This window comes from Kordia sp. (genome assembly GCF_965224175.1).
Taxonomy (GTDB): Bacteria; Bacteroidota; Bacteroidia; order Flavobacteriales; family Flavobacteriaceae; genus Kordia.
This window is the reverse complement of the sequence record NZ_OZ245041.1, coordinates 882,864-902,064: the sequence shown is the minus strand read 5'-3', so window position 1 is coordinate 902,064 and position 19,201 is coordinate 882,864. Positions and strand designations below refer to the sequence as shown.

Here is a 19,201-nt window from a genome sequence, read left to right as displayed (position 1 = left end):
ACAAATAAAATGTCTTTACGTAAAGAAAAATTTTTTGCATTAGCAGCTTTAGATTTTGAAGGGCAGTCCATAGAAGAACTAAAAGTATCATGGCGTGAAACCCTCAATACTGGTATGCATGGACTATGCTTTAGTCCATATGAAGAAGGACAAGAACCAGGAGATACACTGTCAGAAGCGCAAGTAAGACGCCGTTTAGAAATCGTAAAACCATATACGAATTGGATTCGATCGTTCTCTTGTACAGAAGGAAATGAACTCATTCCAATAATAGCCAAAGAACTAGGAATGAAAACTCTAGTTGGTGCTTGGTTAGGAAACGATTCTGAAACAAATGCCGCAGAAATAGAAAGCTTAGTAAAATTGGCAGATCAAAATTATGTTGATGTAGCAGCCGTTGGAAATGAAGTAATGTATAGAGGTGATTTAACAGAAGAAGAATTGCTAAAATTCATATACGAAACAAAAGAACGAATAAGTGGAATTCCTGTGGGATATGTAGATGCCTATTACGAATTCACAGAACGTCCAGCAATTACTGAAGCCTGTGACATCATCCTAGCAAACTGTTACCCTTTTTGGGAAGGTTGTGATCAAGATTATGCATTGTTGTATATGAAAGATATGTACAATCGAGCAGTACGTGCTGGAAATGGTAAAAAAGTCATCATTACTGAAACAGGATGGCCTAACAAAGGAACAAGACTAGAAGGAGCTTTTCCTTCAGATAAGAACGCAATTAAATATTTTATAAACGCCCAAAAATGGTCTCAAGAAGAAGACATTGAAATTTTTTACTTCGCCTCATTCGATGAATCGTGGAAAGTAGGAGATGAAGGTGATGTCGGTGCGTATTGGGGACTCTGGGATAAACATGAACAATTCAAATTTTAAATAGACTATTATGAAGAAAATTACGTATTTATTTCTGTTGTTTGCATGCATTGCGTATGCTCAACCAACAACAAATCCAGCTACGCCTACAAACGATGCTGTTGATGTAATTTCAGTATATGGAGACACATATACAAATATTGCAACGAACTATGATCCCAATTGGGGACAAAGTGGTCACACGATGGTAAACCCTAGTTATGATCCAGGAACGGGACAATTATTATTAGCATACCCAAACTTTAACTATCAAGGAACTGAAGTAACAGCGACTGACGCTTCTCAAATGGAATTTTTACATATTGATATCTGGACATCTGCAAGCCCAGGAGCGACAGATATTCAAGTAAGTCCTATTAACAATGGTTCTGGAGCAGGAGAGACGCTAGTTTCAATCGCTTATACATCTGGAACTTGGACAAGTGTTGATATTCCAAAATCTGCTTTTACAGGAATGACTTGGGACAGTATTTTTCAAATGAAATTTGCAGCAAATGGAGCAGGAAGTACAGTGCCAGTAGACATTTACTTAGACAACGTTTACTTTTGGAAAAACCCAACAGCAGCAGGTTCAGATGCTACGTTAAGTGACTTACAAGTTGACGGATCTACAATTTCTGGATTTGGTTCAGGAGTATTCAATTATAATGTTGGTTTAGCACCAGGAACAACAGTTGTTCCACAAATTACAATGGCAACTACAACAGATGCAGGAGCAAGTGCAAATATCACACAAGCTCCAGCAATTCCAGGAGATGCAACGGTAGTAGTTACTTCTCAAAATGGTTCAGTTATGGAAACATACACAGTATCTTTTGCTATAAGCGGACCTGCAACAGCTGCACCAATGCCGCCAAACAGACCTGCAGGAGATGTAGTTTCTATCTATAGTGATGCATATCCAAATATAACCGTAGGAACATATGATGCTGGTTGGTGTGGTGCTGCGATATCTGAAGTACAAGTAGACGGAAATAATACTTTTAGAAAAAATACAGGCGTTCCATGTCAAGGAATAGATTTTTCTACAAACAGACAAGATTTAACAGACTTTACACATATACACTTTGATTTCTATACAGATGATGTAGATTTAGTAGGAGATGTATTTAATGTAAAGTTAGTTGATTTCGCTGGTGGAGGCGGAGAAGCATCTGCTTTAGAAGTAAATATCAATACAGGAACTACACCGGCTATCGTTGCAGGAACTTGGGTTTCTGTTGATATAGATATTACAGCTATCGGAGGTGTTGTAGCAGGAAGTACTACAAGAAGTGATATTGCTCAAATAGGTATTACTACAGCAAACTTAACAAATGTTTGGTATGACAATATCTATTTACACAAAAACACAACACTAAGTGTAGACGAATTTAATAAATCATCATTCAAAACATATCCAAATCCAACAAACAGTTCATGGAACATTGTTACAGATGATACGGTAATTAATACAATTCAAGTATTTGATATTGCAGGAAGACAAGTAATGGCTATTGCGCCAAAAACAAATCAAGCAGTAGTTGACGGTTCTGCATTACAAAATGGAGTATACTTCGCAAGAATCAGCACTGACAAAGGTCAAAGCAGTGTGAAACTAGTGAAAAACTAAGTATAAAAACCATACAAAAAAGTGTGTTTATGAAAATAAACACACTTTTTTATACTTTACACTTCAAATTACTATTTTTATAGGCTCTTATCGGATAAAATAATATATATGAAAAATATAGTCTCTTTAAAATCGCTTGCAAAAGAATTGAATCTATCTGTATCAACAGTTTCAAAATCGTTGAACAATAGTGAAGAGATAAGTGCGCAAACTAAAGAACGTGTAAAGAATCTGGCCAAACTAAGGGGTTATTCACCAAATCCTATAGCTGTACGTTTGCAAAAGCAGCAAACCATGCAAATAGGCGTTATATTACCCAATATTGAAAATCCTTTTTTTGCTTCTGTATTAAAAGGAATTGATGAATTGGTAAGCGCTTCAAAATACAATATCATTACATTTTTAAGTAATGAAAGTTTAGAACGAGAAAAAGAATGTCTAGACTATTTTTCTCAAGGAAATGTAGATGGTATCTTAATTTGTATTGCTGAAGAAACGAACAAAAAGAAAACATTCGATCATATTATACAAATCAAACAAAAAGGAATTCCTTTGGTATTATTTGATCGTATTCCAATGCAACCGCTTGGTTTTGATACAGTACATGTAAACGATTATGATAGTATCACAAGTGCATACAAATACCTTGAAAATCAAAACTGTCAAAATATTGCCTTTGTTTCTTCAATCCCGACATTAATTGTAGGTCGTTTACGTGAAGAAGGATATTTGTCACAAACAAACAATCCAACAGTGATTGCTTTTGAAGACTTAACAGAACTTCGATTAACACTAGAAAATTCTATCAAAGAAAACAAAATAGATAGTTTTATAGCAGCAGACATCAATGCTACTCTACTTTGTAGCAGTGTGATTCAAAAACAAGGTTTAACATTAGGCGATGAAGTATCTTTAATTGGATATGTAAACGCAGCACAAAATGATTTATCCTATCCAAAAATTTCATACATAGACCAACATCCAAAGGAAATTGGGAAACAATCTGCAAAAATGTTGCTACTACGTCTAGAATCTAAACTTGAAGATATTCCTACAAGTGATACTGTTCTCAACACAACCATCACCATAGGAGAGACGAGTCGCTAATTGTTCAGATACTTTTTGTAAATTCTCTACACAATTGTTCCTATATTTGATACAAAATTGTAGGGATGAATAAAGATATAAAGTACATCATAGAAAATTTTATAGATGCTGAAGAGCTATGTCGTATCACAAATATTTCCAATGATACTCTAGATCAACTGATAACTAAAAAAATGATTCCAAATTTCTCTTATAAAATTGAAACGGAATCCACCATTAGTTCTCCTCTTGGAGATCGTGAAGTCATTATAGATGTCAAAAAATATTTCCCTAGAAGTACTATAAACTTAGTGTTACAAAACCTAAACTTAGATGAGGTTGATAGTTTCAAGCAAAAAATTAAAAATGAATTTATAAATGCTTTTTGTAAACATGATGACAAATCATTTGCTTATGGAAATAATATTCTTGAAAATGGAAAAGTGAACCTTCAAAAATTAGAAGAAGCTTTTGAAGTTGAATGGGAATATTACATAAATGGTGTTTATGGAATCTGTACATTGAATGCAACAGGAACTGAAATTGCTAAAAAAGAAATTGCCGTTAAAAAACTAATCTCGTTCATAGAAAATAACACTGAAAACGAATTGACTGCGGAAAAAAAGCAAGAATTACTTCAATTAAACTTGCAATACAATGAAATTTCAAACCTATTCTCACCATACCAAAGAAAAAGTAGTAGTAGAGGAAAATACCTAGATGAAATTTTACAAAAACATGATTTAAAAGAACTCATCAAAAACTATAACTAGCCATACTGATTCCATTTGACACTAAAAATAATGATTTTACATCATTTTTAGTTAATTCTTCTAATAACCAAATCTTTATAAACTATTATTGTACTTTTGTCAAAAGCAGTATAATGAAGTATATATTTTCCATATGTTTAATGTTGTTGATCAGTCAATTCACATTAGCACAAGTTGTAGTGATAAATGAAATAGATTGTGATACGCCAGGAACAGATACAGGTGAATTTATTGAACTAAAATCACAAACACCAAATTTTGCACTTGATGGTTATGTTTTAGTGCTATTCAATGGATCTACCTCAGGGAACGATAGTAGTTATTTTGCATTAGATTTAGATGGACAAGTAACAGATGTTAATGGTTTACTATTGATAGGAAGTAGCACGGTTTCACCAGTTCCACAACTCTTAATTGGAGCAAATGTCATCCAAAATGGTGCAGATGCCGTTGCAATTTATCAAGCTAATAGTTTTGACTTTCCACAAGGAACGCAAGCAACGACAACAGATTTAATAGATGCAATTGTATATGATACAGGAGAATCTGACGATGTTGGATTACTAACTTTATTGGGAGAAACTACACAAATCAGTGAAGGAGGAAATAACAACACAAACTCTATTCAACGAAACGAAACTGATGGAACTTATTACACAGGAACTCCAACACCAAGACAATTAAATGATGGAAGCGGAATTGCCTTAAACGGAATAAGTATTAATGTCGCAAACGATCAATATAACGAAGGTGATATGTTTACGATTGAATTTACAACAGAATCGCCAGTTACTACAGATTTAGACATCACATTTACGTTAGATAACGGAACATTTGATGCGGCTGATTTTACCGGAAACACCACAGTAACAATTCCTTCAGGACAAAGCTCTACAAATACTGTCATCTCTCTAGTAAATGATACATTAGACGAAGGTGATGAAGAATTAGTCATTAGTTTAGTAGAGAATTTCCCTGTAGAATATATCATTTTAAATAATAACGTTTTAATTCGTGCTGTAGATGATGATTTTACAGTAGCAACCTTTGGAACACCTCTAAATCCTACATTTGGAACAGTTGCAAGTACAGCACCAGCTAGTTATTACGATACCATGGATGGTTTGGCTGATAATGCTTTGCGTGATGCCATGCAAGCAATTATTGCTGATGTAAATACGGTTAGAGCACAAACTTATGCAGACGTATATGCGATGTTACGTGAAGCAGATCAAAATCCAGCAAACAGCAATCAGGTTTGGTTAGTCTACACAGAACAAGGACGTGCAAAACTTGATCAACAATCAGGTTCAAATAGTGTAGGGAAATGGAATAGAGAACATACCTTTCCAAGATCATTGGCAGGTTATGGGAGTATTGAAGCTGATGATATAGCAGATGGAAGAGATGTATTTTGGATTACAAGACCAGATTCATTACGTCATGGAAACTCAGACGGACATGCATTACGCGCTAGTGATGGACCAGAAAACAGCTCAAGAGGTAATCAGCATTACGGACAATATACAGGTCCAACAGGAACGGCTGGAAGCTTCCGCGGAGACGTAGCAAGAAGTGTATTTTTCTTGGCAATTCGTTACAACGGATTATCTATAGAAAATGGTTTTCCTTCCGTAGAAGGACAATTGGGAGATTTAGCAACATTATTGGATTGGCATCGAAACGATCCACCAGATGATTATGAAATGAATCGTAACAATGTGATATACACATGGCAATTCAATAGAAATCCATTCATAGATCATCCCGAATTAGTAGAACATATTTGGGGAAATCAAACGGGCGTGATGTGGTCACAACCGTTATCAAATGAAAATTTTACTGCCGAAACTATTAAAATCTATCCAAATCCAGCAAGAAGACATATTAATATAGTTGGAATACGACAAGAAGCTACGATTGAAATCATTTCCTTAGATGGAAGAAAACTACTAAAAAGTCGATTCTCAGGCACGAGCCAAATTCCACTTAACTTACAAAGCGGAATGTATATTGCAAAGATAGCTTCTAACGGAAAAACAATTACAAAAAAGATACTGATAGAATAGGCTCTCGTTTCTTGAAAATAGTTCACAAGAATTAATAATAACCTACATAAATAGATTTGCGAAAAACATTTAAATAAGTTTGAAAAAGCCTAGTTAAGAACGTTTCGTTCCATACGCCAAATCGCCCGCATCACCCAAACCAGGAACGATATAACCGCGAGAATTCAATGTATCATCAACAGCAGCAATCCATAAATGAGTATCTGCTGGAAAATGCTCTTTTACATAGTTTACACCTTCCGTAGAACCCAAAACAGAAATAATATGAATATTTTTTGGAGTTCCTTGTTGTAACAATACTTCATACACATTTTTCATGGTACGACCTGTTGCCAACATCGGATCTACCAATAACAACGTTTTTCCTTCCAAAGAAGGCGCTGCCATATAATTGACAACAATTTCAAAGTCGTCTCCATCGTCAATATGATCACGATACGCAGAAACAAATGCGTTTTCTGCCTGATCAAAATAATTTAAAATTCCTTGATGTAATGGTAAACCAGCACGAAGAATAGAACAAATAACGACATCTTTAACAGGTAAAATCATGTCTTTAGTTCCTAATGGCGTAGTAATGGTTTCGTTAGCACGCTCAAGCACTTTGCTACATTCATAACTTAAAATTTCACCAACACGCTCAATATTTCTGCGGAAGCGCATAGAATCTTTCTGAATAGAAACATCGCGCATTTCAGAAATAAACTGATTTAACAAAGAAGATTGTGAAGTAAAATCGTGAATAGTCATAAAAGTAATTTTGTGCGAATTTAATATAAAAACAATGGAGTTAAATTTTTCTTTTTTCGAAGTTCCGTTCAAAGATATTATAATTTTATAGAAATATATTTAATATCGTAAAACAAGCTGTTAAATCTTTTCGTTCGCTTTGACTTCATATCTTATTATTGTAGTTTTAGATTTCACATAAATTACATATTTCTACATGCTATCATCCGTTACCAAAGGACCAAAAACACTTCATTTTTACACAGAAGTTGAAAACAAAGATTTAGATGAAATTTCGAAAATAGAAAGTATTCCAGACCAGTTTTGGAAACTACAAGATTTAATGTTTAATGGTATTGAATTTCCTGAAGGAGATTTTGAAGAACATTGGAAAAAACTTACTAAAGAACAAAAAACGGTATTAACCTTAGGACATTTAATTAGTCAAACAGACAATGGAGGAATTTGGCAGTTCTTTTTTAACAAACCATCCTATTGTATTTGCGGAGTAGAGGCTTTATATGAAGTAAATCCAACATCTGCACTTGCTTCACGATACGAAGCTGTTTTAAAAGAGTTTATTACAATGTTAAATGGAGATGCTTTTACTCAAATTTGTGAAGTTTGGGATGATGAATCTATAGAATTTGAAACACGTTGGAAAACTTTTAAAGAAGGTGAAAAACATTTGCCTTCTGCTGAAAAATTCCAAAAATTATTTTATGATGAGCAATTCAAAGGTTGGTTGTATAGAGATATTGTAAAATACATCAACCAAAACTTGGGAAGATGTTTAAAAATAAAAGGTATTGAGCAGAAAAAAATGAAAAAAAAAGAGGCAATTCCTCATTTTACAAATTTTTTACTAGAAACATACAAACAGGAACCTACAGAAGTCTCTGTTTACTATACAGGTAGAGTAACTTTAGATCGTCAGCCTACACAATTATTCTTAATGAAATTTAAAATGCCAGATGGTTATGAAAGTATTGGTATTACTGGAAACTTTACATATGTACTTCCTGAAATTTCTATGGAAGATATTAATAGAATGTACAAACGTTTTCACAAACAAGAATTGGTAAACATATTTCACGGTTGTCATCTTGCACATCAGGAATTAGAAAAAAATGCAAACGCAGCTATTTTAGATGAAAAAAAGTGGAAGGAAACCTTGAAAAAGCTTCAAGACAAATCAAATTCTCAAATTCCTGTCAACATAAAAAACATTAGATATTTTGAAATAGGAAATGATTGTATCTTTATTTATGATGGCGACTTATTTTACAACAGCGACAAAGTTCCTTTTCCTTCAGATATATCAAACTTAGAGTTATCAAGTGTGGTTTCTAAAGAAAAGAAAGGAAATTATACTGGAGAACTCAATATGACTTTCATGACTTTTTACAGTGATAATCCTTCTTTTGGTAGAATGGATAGAAGCGCTCCTGTAAAAGGTAAATATACATTATATGATGTTTTAGGAGACAAAAACAAGCTTTTAAAAGATAATGCTTGGGGATTTTAAAAAGGATCAAACATAACCTTGCGATAATATATGATCGTGTAAATTTCTAATCTCTTTTAGTATATTCGCCAAAAAAGAAGCACAATGTTAAAAGGAGTTTTATTTGATATGGATGGTGTCATTGTAGACACAGAACCGTTACATCACAAAGCCTACAATGGTATGTTTGAAGAAGTAGGAATTGAGGTTTCTCCAGAGTTATATCAATCTTTTACTGGACAATCTACCATTAACATTTGCAAACGTTTGGTAACGCATTTCAACTTATCAAAAGCTCCAGAAACCTTGGTGCAATTAAAGCGAAATAATTTCAAGTACTTATTTGCCAACGATCCGAGTTTAACGTTGATTGATGGTGTGTTGGACATTATCAAAGAATATCATGAAAACGATTTAAAACTCGTCTTAGCTTCTTCTGCTTCTATGATGACAATTGATAATGTTTTTGAACGATTTAATTTAAATCAATACTTCATTGCTAAATTTAGCGGAGCAGATTTAAAACAATCCAAGCCGCATCCAGAAATCTTTGAAAAAGCGGCACATGCTACAGGATACGAACGTTCAAACTGTATGGTAATTGAAGATTCTACCAACGGAATCAAAGCAGCCAATGCCGCTGGAATCTTTTGTGTTGGTTATGATAGTGTACATTCTAAAAATCAAGATTACAGCATAGCTAACATGATTATCTCTGATTTTAAAGAAATTCAACACAATAAAATTCAATCCATTTTCAGTAAAAAGTAGGAGAGAAGCTAGCTATTTTATTGCTTCAATCTGTCAAGGTTTTTATCGTAAAATAATGCTGTTTTACAATATCAATGACTGCTTTTTCGGTTAAAGTAGAATTCGCTTCAATTCTCAATACATTATCAATATCTTCAAGATCAATAGACCAATTTAAAATGTCATCATGATTATTAAAAACTGGCTCTATGGAAGCTATTTTTTCTTCTGATTTAATATCTGTTTGAAAGATTAAAATTTCCATAATAACTATAATTATAAGTTTTAATATTTTATTCAGATTCGGTTGTGTTCAATGTACCTTCTTGACGTTCAATATATTGTTTGTAAAGTTCGTCGCCTTCTTCTTCCCAAAACTTATCGTAATGTTGCCATTTAGAAAAATCACTTTTTGACTTTTTATCATCGTGATCTTTACATTTTTTAGATGATTTTCCGCCGCCACTTCCGCAACCACCAAGAAGTAGTTTAAACAATATAAACAAACCAACAGCTTGCCAATAGTTAATAGTAGTTAAACCAAAAATTTCAGGCATTAACCAATTCCATAACCACATAATTACGAAACCAAATAAAATGGCCAATCCAGTAATGGCAATAATTCCAAAAATGATAATTCCAACAATTTCTATTGGAGACCTTTCTCTCATCTTATGTGCAAAATAATTTTTCATATTCTTTATATTTTGTGTTTGTTAAGTTCTACTTCAATACTTTTATACAATATTCCAATTGCCCTATGTCTTCTGGACATTAATGTTCCTTCAGGAATTCCAGTTTCATTCGAAATCTCCTTATATGTATAACCTTCCATATCTACTGCGATAATAATATCTCTATATGGTGGTTTTAACTGTTTGATGCACTTTTTTAATATGGTAATCTTTTCTTCAGAAACACGATCATCAGTCGTTTGAAGCATTTCAGCTAGTTCAGAAAATTCAAGATCAATACTAACAGATGTTGTTTTTTTGGGTTTCCGCATAATATCAACAATTCGATTCTTAATTGACTTATATACAAAACCAGCAACATTATTAATTGGCGCATATCTATCGGCACCAGAAAATAGCTTCAAAGCAACATCCTGAATAATATCTTCTGCATTTCTGTTGACAGAATCACTTATTTTGGTGTTCACAAAAAACTTAAGAGTATTATACTCTCTTCCAAAAAAATCTCTTAATTTTTTACTGTTCTCTGATTCCAAATTCATGTAAACCTTTTATAACGGCTTTTCGATTTAAAAGACGATACTTTTTAAATCTATTGCATTTTTTTTGAATTAATTTTAAAAAAATGTGAAAAGAATCTAGAATGTGTAGTCAATACATATGATCGAATTAGTTAGCTTTTTTCAAAGAAATAACACGCACTGTATCATTTTTTACGGTAATTATAGATCCTTTAGCATCTGAATCTGCATTAAAATAGAAAAATGCACCATCGTTTGTTCGTTGTGAAGTTTCCAAAGACATTTCTGGCGGATAACGAAGTAATGTATCTATATTTTTTAAACGTCCTTCTTCTACAATACTCAACACAATATTCGGATTTAAAATACTAAAAGCAAAATCTTCCGAAGAACTTTCATGCATGGTATAAACTTTATCATTTATAATAAAAGAATCGAATGTTAAAACATTGGTAGTATCCAGCATGATTTCAGTTCCTTTTTTTAATTCTTCATGACTCATACCTGCTTTCATCCACCAATTATTAGTTGCTTCTCTATCACCTAAAGCCTTTAATTTAGTAGGATCATTTACTTTAATAATCTCACTAAAACCAATCATATGTGCTAAATTCGTTGTTAAATAATACGCATCTTCCGATTTGCTGATATCAACTAAACAAGTAGCTTTACAACTATATATTTTATTGGTTTTTTTATGCTTAAAAAATACTGTTCCTCCAAATTCGCCATGACAAATTGTAGTAACAATATACGTTTCATCTTCATAAAAAATAGCATCACTCTCTTCAAAATCAAGAAGTGTCCATTTGGCATTTTCATTTAGAAAATACGTTGGATCGTCGTCTTCATATGAAATAGCTAAAAGCATTTTACCTCGATACACATAAAAATATTCAGCATCGATATTGGGTTGTATTTCTTTAGTACGAACTTCGTCAATCTGAAAATCAGTGTTCAAATAATACAACTCATTATTTTTTGTGGAAACGACATAACCATCATCAAACTTAATACAATTCTGAAATGCTATGGCGGTTGTTAAATTCGATCTTACAACAACTGGTGCCGTGACAGTTTTCTGTTCCTGTTTTGCGCAAGAAAACAATAAAATGCAAAGGATAATTGAATAAAATCTCATGGCTTGGTGGTTTGCTATTTAAAACGAGCGTTTTTAGCTTTAAGTATCTTAAAACTCTATTCTAACTGTAGAAATTTCATTGACTTGGAAAAGTAATCAATGTTGTTTGGATTTCAGTAGGTGTAAAGTCAAGAATTCTATAACCAAAAGTTTCCGTTTGGATTTCAATACCTTCTGGAATATTTTCAATTTGATATGATGCAGCTTGCGTAACATATTGTGTAATATTTTTATGCTTTTGAACATGATTAAAATGATAATGTCCAGAAAATAAAAAGACTTCATTAGAAAGTTGTTCAAGCGCTGTGCGTAATCGGTCTCTATGAATCAAATAGTATTTTCGATCTACTTCTGTATGGATGCCCAAAATAGGATGATGTATAAAAACGATAAGTTTTTTATCTGTTTTCAGTTCATTTAGAAACCAATCGTACTGAATATCGTCAATTTTATTTTGACTAGAATCTAAATAGATACACTTATAAACAGAAGTTTCTTGTGTATAATACAATGCTTTTTGATGCGTAAACTTTTCTGAAAAGTAATATTTTGAAGCTTCATTAAAATCATCATGATTTCCCAAGGATATCGTTAAATCAAAAGATTTCAAAGAATCAAAAAAATAAGAATTCGAAGATTTTTCTCCAATATCACCGCCAAAAATAACAGAACGAATGTTTCTGATTTTTAAATCTTTCAAAATAACATTCCAGTTTTTTCTAGCATCAATTCCTTGTTCTAAAGGAAATTTTTCGTCTAGATGAATATCAGTAATATAAGCGACTTTAGAATTCATTTAAATTATATTATGGTTGTATGCAATAAGAAGTCCAATTACCAGTACTGCCTTCAAAAACAGTACGTTCGTGCAATCGACTCGTTTTAAAGTCCATAAATTCAATACGTTTTGGTTGAATACAAATGCCGCTCCAATGTTCAGGTTTTTTAATGATGGAAGTTGCCAACGTTTCTTTTTTCTGTTGAAAAGTAGTTTGCATTACTTCAAAATTTTCAATTCGTTTCCCTTGATCAAAAACCGTAGAAACTAATTGCGAATCTAAACTTCTTTCCTTAAAATATTGAATAGCTTCCGCTTCAGAAATTTCAATAACGTCGCCTTGTATGCGAACTTGTCTCTCAGTAGCTGTCCACCAAAAAGTTAATGCTGCAGTAGATTTTTGTTGAATCTCTTTTCCTTTTTGCGAGGATAGCGTTCCAGTAATCACAAAACCGTTTTCGGTTACTTCTTTAAGAGATACAAATCGTGCGTTGGGATAACCATCAACGCCTATCGTAGACAAACAACAAGCTGCTGGAAAGCGTAATTGTTGTTGTTGTTGATGTTCTTCTTCAAACCAAATATTGAATTTTTTTAAAGGATTCATAGGCAATGACGCAAAGTATAATTGATTATTTAATAAAATTTCACCAAAATTTCCACCATTTCTTTTGAGTCTTTTTTGGCGTTGGTGACACTGTTTTTTCTTCAGAATCATTTTCAATTTCTTCGTCAATTCCTAACGATTCAAGCATATCTTCAAAAGAAAAATTAGCTACTTTACCATAACACTCAGTAATATCAAAATAAATCGATTTCCCACTTTCTGTAGTAATTAGGTCATATATTCTTTCTTCTTTTATGAGTGATTGCATTTTTGATGTTTCACCAATAAATCCAAGGAAATCACGTTCATCTTCTACTCGCAATACCTTATAAGGCTGCTCTTTTGAACCGCTTCCGGTAGCATGAATACCTTCTAAAATACGATGTGCTAAGAAATATTCCGCTTGTTCGTCTTTTTCTTTTCCCAATTGTTTAGCTGCATACTTTTTCATCATATGTGTTCTTGGACTCAAAACCACATTAATATTATTATAAGCTAATACTTCTTCATAAGCTTCCTTTTGTAAAAGCATTTCTAATTTTTTGATATCATCAGAATACGGACTATACTCTTCATCTGTAATGACATAAGATCTGGCTTTTGAGAAAGCTTCTACTGTTGGTTCTTTTAAAAAATCGAAAAAATCATCTTTCATAATGCAATAAATATTTTTTTGTAGAAAATTACTTCTTAATCTTAGATATTGATTGTCCAATCACTTTTGATGGTTTCTTTACATCCAAAATTGCCAAATCAATAGCAGCTTTCAGTAAATTTTCTACGTCAGTATTTCTATATTGGGAAATCGTTGAAATAGGAATATGTCGTATCAACTTTCCTGTTCCTTGTAATAGTTCTTTTGGGTCATGTAAAAGAGTTCCTTTATTAAACCCTAAATTCAAATGCTTGCTATATATAGGAATCATACAAAATGCATCTGAAAGCTTTTCGGACACCGAAAATACAGCTGTAAGCGCATGTGTATGATATAAAAGCTCATTTGCGTCAGGATATAATTCAAAAACATAATTCCGCAAATCAGTAAACAATTCAATACAATCTTGTGGTTTCAAATGTAGAAACTGTTCAAAATCAGGATGAATTGTTCGTGTTGATTTCATAAGATATATATAACAAACCTTTCAAAGATAAATAAACACGATAAAAATCAATCAACACCACCAAAAATTTATCAAAACTTTACATTCCTAAAATTTGTTGAAAGTGCAAATTGACGTAGCTTTGCATTTCCTTTAAAAGAAAACTGTGATAGAAGATATTATTATAACGATGTTGTGGAGTATTTCACCTTTTGGAGAAGCCAAAGTTGGTATTCCAATCGGATTGAAATCTGGAGCAAATCCGTATATAATTTTTATAGCTGCGTTTGTTGCAAATGTATTGGTATTTCCTATTATGATATTTTTCTTAAACCACGTAAATCGTTATTTATTACGTTGGCATTTCTACAAAAAAGGAGCATTATTTGTAGCCAGAAAAGCAAAAAGAGGCGCAAAAGATAAAATCCAAAAATATGGTTTTTGGGGATTAATGCTTTTTGTAATGATTCCTATTCCAGGAACTGGTGTGTATGCAGGAACCATTGCTACCTATCTTTTCAATATTGAACGTAAAAAAGCCTTTGCAGCCAATACGATCGGAATATTTTTCTCTTCGGTAATCGTTTGGTTTGCAACGATGGCAACACTAAAAGCTATAGGCTAAATTCAAACTAGATTTTTTTATTTCGAAATAAAAATCTATGTTTGCGGCAGAATTTTACAAAAATGAGAACAACAAACGTTAACATCATCGCATTAAATGGCGCTATCAGAACTGTGTTTTTTGGTAGAGCATCATTGGTATTCTAAAAAGTAAATCTTCATATAAATATATACGCAAGGCTTTCTTTTTAGAAAGCCTTTTTTGTTCTACCGAAATTCAATCGGCAAAAACAATAGCATTTTAACAAGAGTTCACAATTCAAATCAAAATTTAAAAATAACAACGAACTCTTATCATTAAAAAAGAATCCTAAACATCATGTTTACATTAAAAATCATAGTAACAAAAATGATCTTACAAACGTAAGAGAGGATTGCTATTGTAAAAAATTAGTAGAAAGCCTCTCGTAACTGAGAGGCTTTTTTTATGAAAAATATTTAAATTAGAACAAAATGAAACGATTACAAGACATACGAAACATAGGAATCATAGCGCACGTCGATGCTGGAAAAACAACCACAACAGAACGTATATTATATTACACAGGAACAATTCATAAACCTGGAAATATTGATGATGGAAATACAGTAACCGACAGTGATGTACAAGAAGCTTCACGCGGAATCACCATTTCTTCTTCTGCAATTTCTGCAGATTGGAAATACAATGAAAAAATGTATCAGGTTAACATCATTGATACACCTGGACATATTGATTTTGCTATAGAAGTAGAACGTTCATTACGTATTCTTGATGGAGCTGTTGCTTTATTTTGCGCTTCTTCAGGAGTTGAATCACAATCGGAAACAGTTTGGAGTCAATCAGAACGTTATGGTATTCCAAAAATTGGGTTCATCAATAAAATGGACAGAATTGGAGCAGATTATTTCAAAGTATTATCACAAATAGAAGACGAATTTGGAGCTACAACCTTACCAATTCAAATACCTATTGGTGATGCAGACGATTTTGAAGGAATTATTGATTTGCTAAAAATGAAAGCGATGTATTGGAGTGAAGACGATTATGGAAAATCAATAAAAGAAGTTGAAATTCCTGAAAACGTAGTCAAATTGGCTCAAAAATGGCGCGCTATATTGATAGAACGTATTGCAAATTTTAATGATCTAATCATGGAAAAATATCTAGATGATATTGATATTGGTCTTGATGAATTACACAACGCTATAAGAACGATTACGCTGGAGCGAAAAGCCGTTCCGATGTTATGTGGTTCTGCTTATAAATACATTGGTGTTCAGCCTTTATTAGACGCTGTCGCTAATTATTTGCCAACGCCGCAAGATATTGAAACGCTTGAAGGTGTTGATTTAATTACGGACGAAACGGCAACATTACGTTGTTCGGTTGATGAACAATTATCAGCGTTTGTATTTAAGGTAATTGTTGATAAATACGTTGGGAAATTAGCTATGGTACGATTGTATTCTGGAAGTATTGATGCTGGAACACAAGTTTTAAACTCAAGAACAAATGCTAAAAATAGAGTAAGTCGAATTTTAAGCATACAAGCAGACAAATTCACTGAATTGCAGCAAGCAAATGCAGGAGATATTGTCGCATTAATTGGTTTAAAAGATGTAAAAACTGGTGATACTTTATGTGAATTAGGAAAACCATTCGCTTTAGAATCGATTGAAGTTTCAGAAGCTGTCATTAGTTTGGCAATTGAACCTGTTTCTAAAAATGATGAAAAGAATTTTGGTGACGCTTTGGCGAAATTGCTAGATGAAGATCCTTCGTTACGCGCTTCATATGACAATCAAACAGGACAAACCTTATTGCATGGAATGGGAGAGTTGCATTTGGAAGTTCGTATTGAAAAACTGCGTAGTGACTATAAAATTGATGTCAACAAAGGAAATCCAAAAGTTTCCTATCGTGAATTACTGACGAGTTCTGTAAAACACACAGAATTGTTGAAAAAGCAAACTGGAGGAAGTGGAAGTTTTGCAGAAATAACCTTTATGATAGCACCGAGAACCGATAATGAAAAAGGGTTATTATTTGTAAACGAAACCAAAGGTGGCGTTATTTCTAAAGATTGTATCAATGGAGTTGAAAAAGGATTCCAAGAAGCTATGAAATCAGGAGTATTGATGGAGTATCCTTTAGAGAGTATGCAAATCACGCTCTTGGATGGAAAAATGCATGAAACAGATTCTAACAGTCAGGATTTTGAAACTGTAGCACGACAAGCATTTCGAAATGCTGCAAAACAAGCAAATCCTATTTTGTTAGAACCAATTATGGATGCTGAAATCAATTGTCCAGAAGGTTATTTAGGAAATGTCACTTCAGATATCAACAAGCGTCGTGGAATGATTGTTTCGATAAAGGAAAATGGAAATCGAAGAAAAATAGCAGCAGAAATTCCGTTGTTACAAACCTTCGGCTATATTTCATCTTTACGAACGTTAACTAGTGGAAAAGGTTCAGTTACACTAAAATTAAAAGATTACAAACGTGTACCTGAAAATATATTACAACAACTAGTTTGTTAAATACTGAAAACCATCTAAGAAATTAGATGGTTTTTTATATTATAAAAGATTCCATAAATTCTTTGAAACGTTACTACGAGGAGTGAGCGACGTGGTAGTCTGGTTACTAAGAAAAACTAATTTCGTTCATAAACAAAACGTCACTTCGAGTGACAAATCTATGATTCGTTGTATCGAGAAGTAATCAGGAATACTTATTTTCTCTATAAAAACAAACTTGTAATAGACAATACAAACAACAAAAGTAATCCAGCAGCGAAAATCATCACCATTTTACCAATAGCATTATCTTTCTCTTCCTGAGTAGCGTTAGAAAACTTTTGATAACTCTTTTCATAGCGTTTCTTTGAGCCAAAAAACAATGCAATTACTCCGTAAATAATCGCTATCAAAGGAATCGCAATGATTTTGCCTATCATTTTTCCAGTGCTATAACCAAAAATACTTTTTAAAAATCGTGTTACATCTTTAGTAAAATCCTCAGAAAAAAAACTCCAAATAATCAAAATGACGAAAAAGTAAATCATCACCGTAGCAGCAAACAGTAAGTTTCCATACATGCGTCCTTTTCGCACATCATATCCTTTATTCTTTAAATCGTAATATTGACTTCCGTAAAGTGCATCTATAACTGTCATGTTGAGTATTTTAGTTTAGATTTTAAAGTTCAAAAAAAATGATGAAATATGCAAAAGATGATGATATAGTTTGTTTAAGACACTTTAAAAGAAGATTCTCGAACAATTAAGCTTGTAGGAAGTTCAATCGTTTTATATGAAAGAAGATCATTTTCAATCTCTTCTATCAAATATTTTACAGCAGTTTTCCCCATTTTATTACCTGGTTGGTCTATCGTGGTCAAATTAGGTTCAATAATACTGGAATTGAATGAGTTACTAAATCCAACAACTGCAATATCGTCAGGTACTTTCAGATTGTATTGCTTTAATTTTTTAATAACTCCAATGGCACAACTATCGGTAATTGCAAAAATAGCATCTGGTTTTTCTTTGAGAGACAATACAATATTTGTCAAACGTTTTCCTTGTTTTACAGAAATATCCTCAGTACTTAAAATCAACTTTTCATCAATTGGAATATGATGATCTTTTAGCGCTTTTAAATATCCTTCATAACGTTTTTCGGAATTAAAAGAATTTTCTGTTTCTTTAAAAATAGCAATGCGTTTCCTTCCGAGATTGATTAAATGTTCTACTGCATTATATGCGGCTTGTTTATCGTCGATGATTACTTGCGTGCATGGTATTTTGTTTGAAACTTTATCAAATAATACTAAAGGAATACGATCTAATACATTTAAAATGTCTTTAACATCTTTGGTTCTTCGGGTTAAACATAATAAAATACCTTCAACACCAAATTGAATCATAGTATTCAACATCTCAATTTGCTTTTCAAAACTATTTTTCGATTCAGAAATAATGACGCGATAACCATTTGTTTCTGCGGTTTCCAAAATTCCTTCTAATATGGTAGAAGTATAATAATGTGAAATTTTTGGAACAACAACTCCAATAATACGTGTACGATGACTGCGAAAACCTTTGGCAAAAATATTCGGTTGATAATTTAACTCTTTTGCCTTTTTTTCTACTAACTTTTTCGTTTCTGGATTGATATCTATGTGATTATTTAAAGCACGAGAAACGGTAGAAGTAGACAAACCTAACTGTTTTGCAATATCTTTGAGTGTAGCACTACTTTTTTTCTTCATTTATAGATAAAATGGAATTAATTACCCAAATGTAAATTTTTTAAATAGAAATTG

At 32.6% G+C, this 19,201-nt stretch carries 20 protein-coding genes; 9 read left to right on the top strand and 11 right to left on the bottom strand.

From position 1 onward, the window contains the following. Positions 1-9: 9 nt before the first annotated feature. The 5 genes from ACOQOS_RS04160 (at position 10) to ACOQOS_RS04140 (ending at position 6,434) form a co-directional block, all read left to right on the top strand. Positions 10-894 carry a glycosyl hydrolase family 17 protein gene (locus tag ACOQOS_RS04160; RefSeq protein WP_420573706.1) on the top strand — a complete coding sequence of 295 codons (885 nt, stop codon included), beginning with the start codon at positions 10-12 and terminating at the stop codon, positions 892-894. 10 nt (positions 895-904) lie between these two features. Further along, positions 905-2,506, top strand: coding sequence for a T9SS type A sorting domain-containing protein (locus ACOQOS_RS04155; RefSeq protein WP_420573705.1), 1,602 nt, complete (start codon positions 905-907; stop codon positions 2,504-2,506). 108 nt (positions 2,507-2,614) lie between these two features. After that, on the top strand, positions 2,615-3,613 hold the full coding sequence (locus ACOQOS_RS04150; protein WP_420573704.1) for a LacI family DNA-binding transcriptional regulator: 999 nt from the start codon (positions 2,615-2,617) through the stop codon (positions 3,611-3,613). A 65-nt stretch (positions 3,614-3,678) separates the two neighbouring features. Further along, positions 3,679-4,365, top strand: coding sequence for a DUF6058 family natural product biosynthesis protein (locus ACOQOS_RS04145; RefSeq protein WP_420573703.1), 687 nt, complete (start codon positions 3,679-3,681; stop codon positions 4,363-4,365). A gap of 113 nt (positions 4,366-4,478) precedes the next feature. Then, positions 4,479-6,434, top strand: a complete 1,956-nt coding sequence (locus ACOQOS_RS04140) for an endonuclease (protein WP_420573702.1) — start codon at positions 4,479-4,481, stop codon at positions 6,432-6,434. A gap of 93 nt (positions 6,435-6,527) precedes the next feature. Here the strand turns inward: ACOQOS_RS04140 and upp are convergent, their stop codons facing one another. Then, positions 6,528-7,184, bottom strand: a complete 657-nt coding sequence (upp, locus tag ACOQOS_RS04135) for a uracil phosphoribosyltransferase (RefSeq protein WP_420573701.1) — start codon at positions 7,182-7,184, stop codon at positions 6,528-6,530. A 196-nt stretch (positions 7,185-7,380) separates the two neighbouring features. On the opposite strand from upp, the gene ACOQOS_RS04130 reads away from it, so the two are divergent. Together ACOQOS_RS04130 and ACOQOS_RS04125 are read left to right on the top strand one after the other, a co-directional pair. Then, positions 7,381-8,691, top strand: coding sequence for a DMP19 family protein (locus tag ACOQOS_RS04130; RefSeq protein WP_420573700.1), 1,311 nt, complete (start codon positions 7,381-7,383; stop codon positions 8,689-8,691). Positions 8,692-8,775: 84 nt separating this feature from the next. Further along, positions 8,776-9,441 (top strand): HAD family hydrolase, encoded by a 666-nt coding sequence (locus tag ACOQOS_RS04125; RefSeq protein ID WP_420573699.1) that lies wholly within the window; start codon positions 8,776-8,778, stop codon positions 9,439-9,441. A gap of 25 nt (positions 9,442-9,466) precedes the next feature. On the opposite strand, the gene ACOQOS_RS04120 is transcribed toward ACOQOS_RS04125, so the two are convergent. From ACOQOS_RS04120 to ACOQOS_RS04085, 8 genes are all read right to left on the bottom strand, one after another. Continuing rightward, positions 9,467-9,685 carry a hypothetical protein gene (locus tag ACOQOS_RS04120; RefSeq protein ID WP_420573698.1) on the bottom strand — a complete coding sequence of 73 codons (219 nt, stop codon included), beginning with the start codon at positions 9,683-9,685 and terminating at the stop codon, positions 9,467-9,469. A 28-nt stretch (positions 9,686-9,713) separates the two neighbouring features. Further along, on the bottom strand, positions 9,714-10,115 hold the full coding sequence (locus ACOQOS_RS04115; RefSeq protein WP_420573697.1) for a hypothetical protein: 402 nt from the start codon (positions 10,113-10,115) through the stop codon (positions 9,714-9,716). Positions 10,116-10,120: 5 nt separating this feature from the next. Further along, entirely contained in the window at positions 10,121-10,657 is a 537-nt protein-coding gene (locus tag ACOQOS_RS04110) for an RNA polymerase sigma factor (RefSeq protein WP_420573696.1), read from the bottom strand. A 127-nt stretch (positions 10,658-10,784) separates the two neighbouring features. Next, positions 10,785-11,777, bottom strand: a complete 993-nt coding sequence (locus ACOQOS_RS04105; RefSeq protein ID WP_420573695.1) for a hypothetical protein — start codon at positions 11,775-11,777, stop codon at positions 10,785-10,787. Between the two features lie 76 nt (positions 11,778-11,853). Next, the gene (locus ACOQOS_RS04100) at positions 11,854-12,573 is read right to left on the bottom strand and encodes a metallophosphoesterase family protein (RefSeq protein ID WP_420573694.1); all 720 of its coding nucleotides are present in this window, start codon (positions 12,571-12,573) and stop codon (positions 11,854-11,856) included. A gap of 10 nt (positions 12,574-12,583) precedes the next feature. Further along, positions 12,584-13,273 (bottom strand): pyridoxine/pyridoxamine 5'-phosphate oxidase, encoded by a 690-nt coding sequence (locus ACOQOS_RS04095; RefSeq protein WP_420573693.1) that lies wholly within the window; start codon positions 13,271-13,273, stop codon positions 12,584-12,586. After that, entirely contained in the window at positions 13,203-13,817 is a 615-nt protein-coding gene (locus ACOQOS_RS04090) for a DUF4919 domain-containing protein (RefSeq protein ID WP_420573692.1), read from the bottom strand. Before ACOQOS_RS04090 ends, ACOQOS_RS04095 begins: the two co-directional genes overlap by 71 nt. Before the next feature lie 28 nt (positions 13,818-13,845). Further along, entirely contained in the window at positions 13,846-14,283 is a 438-nt protein-coding gene (locus ACOQOS_RS04085) for a DUF1801 domain-containing protein (protein WP_420573691.1), read from the bottom strand. A 145-nt stretch (positions 14,284-14,428) separates the two neighbouring features. On the opposite strand from ACOQOS_RS04085, the gene ACOQOS_RS04080 reads away from it, so the two are divergent. Both ACOQOS_RS04080 and fusA read left to right on the top strand, forming a co-directional pair. Further along, positions 14,429-14,887, top strand: coding sequence for a COG2426 family protein (locus ACOQOS_RS04080; RefSeq protein WP_420573690.1), 459 nt, complete (start codon positions 14,429-14,431; stop codon positions 14,885-14,887). A 452-nt stretch (positions 14,888-15,339) separates the two neighbouring features. Further along, entirely contained in the window at positions 15,340-17,412 is a 2,073-nt protein-coding gene (gene fusA / locus ACOQOS_RS04075) for an elongation factor G (RefSeq protein ID WP_420573689.1), read from the top strand. A 203-nt stretch (positions 17,413-17,615) separates the two neighbouring features. On the opposite strand, the gene ACOQOS_RS04070 is transcribed toward fusA, so the two are convergent. Both ACOQOS_RS04070 and ACOQOS_RS04065 read right to left on the bottom strand, forming a co-directional pair. Beyond that, a complete protein-coding gene (locus ACOQOS_RS04070) occupies positions 17,616-18,050 on the bottom strand; it encodes a hypothetical protein (protein WP_420573688.1) in 435 nt (144 codons plus the stop codon). Positions 18,051-18,124: 74 nt separating this feature from the next. After that, the gene (locus ACOQOS_RS04065) at positions 18,125-19,147 is read right to left on the bottom strand and encodes a LacI family DNA-binding transcriptional regulator (protein ID WP_420573687.1); all 1,023 of its coding nucleotides are present in this window, start codon (positions 19,145-19,147) and stop codon (positions 18,125-18,127) included. Positions 19,148-19,201 lie beyond the last annotated feature (54 nt).

Bases quoted from the DNA above. Each gene is read 5' to 3' on its own strand.
- ACOQOS_RS04160 (WP_420573706.1), top strand. From the start codon at position 10: ATGTCTTTACGTAAAGAAAAATTTTTTGCATTAGCAGCTTTAGATTTT.
- ACOQOS_RS04125 (WP_420573699.1), top strand. From the start codon at position 8,776: ATGTTAAAAGGAGTTTTATTTGATATGGATGGTGTCATTGTAGACACA.
- fusA (WP_420573689.1), top strand. From the start codon at position 15,340: ATGAAACGATTACAAGACATACGAAACATAGGAATCATAGCGCACGTC.
- ACOQOS_RS04155 (WP_420573705.1), top strand. From the start codon at position 905: ATGAAGAAAATTACGTATTTATTTCTGTTGTTTGCATGCATTGCGTAT.
- ACOQOS_RS04070 (WP_420573688.1), bottom strand. From the start codon at position 18,050: ATGACAGTTATAGATGCACTTTACGGAAGTCAATATTACGATTTAAAG.
- ACOQOS_RS04100 (WP_420573694.1), bottom strand. From the start codon at position 12,573: ATGAATTCTAAAGTCGCTTATATTACTGATATTCATCTAGACGAAAAA.
- ACOQOS_RS04145 (WP_420573703.1), top strand. From the start codon at position 3,679: ATGAATAAAGATATAAAGTACATCATAGAAAATTTTATAGATGCTGAA.
- ACOQOS_RS04115 (WP_420573697.1), bottom strand. From the start codon at position 10,115: ATGAAAAATTATTTTGCACATAAGATGAGAGAAAGGTCTCCAATAGAA.
- ACOQOS_RS04150 (WP_420573704.1), top strand. From the start codon at position 2,615: ATGAAAAATATAGTCTCTTTAAAATCGCTTGCAAAAGAATTGAATCTA.
- ACOQOS_RS04110 (WP_420573696.1), bottom strand. From the start codon at position 10,657: ATGAATTTGGAATCAGAGAACAGTAAAAAATTAAGAGATTTTTTTGGA.
- ACOQOS_RS04095 (WP_420573693.1), bottom strand. From the start codon at position 13,273: ATGATTCTGAAGAAAAAACAGTGTCACCAACGCCAAAAAAGACTCAAA.
- ACOQOS_RS04105 (WP_420573695.1), bottom strand. From the start codon at position 11,777: ATGAGATTTTATTCAATTATCCTTTGCATTTTATTGTTTTCTTGCGCA.
- ACOQOS_RS04140 (WP_420573702.1), top strand. From the start codon at position 4,479: ATGAAGTATATATTTTCCATATGTTTAATGTTGTTGATCAGTCAATTC.
- ACOQOS_RS04065 (WP_420573687.1), bottom strand. From the start codon at position 19,147: ATGAAGAAAAAAAGTAGTGCTACACTCAAAGATATTGCAAAACAGTTA.
- ACOQOS_RS04130 (WP_420573700.1), top strand. From the start codon at position 7,381: ATGCTATCATCCGTTACCAAAGGACCAAAAACACTTCATTTTTACACA.
- ACOQOS_RS04120 (WP_420573698.1), bottom strand. From the start codon at position 9,685: ATGGAAATTTTAATCTTTCAAACAGATATTAAATCAGAAGAAAAAATA.
- ACOQOS_RS04090 (WP_420573692.1), bottom strand. From the start codon at position 13,817: ATGAAAGATGATTTTTTCGATTTTTTAAAAGAACCAACAGTAGAAGCT.
- ACOQOS_RS04085 (WP_420573691.1), bottom strand. From the start codon at position 14,283: ATGAAATCAACACGAACAATTCATCCTGATTTTGAACAGTTTCTACAT.
- upp (WP_420573701.1), bottom strand. From the start codon at position 7,184: ATGACTATTCACGATTTTACTTCACAATCTTCTTTGTTAAATCAGTTT.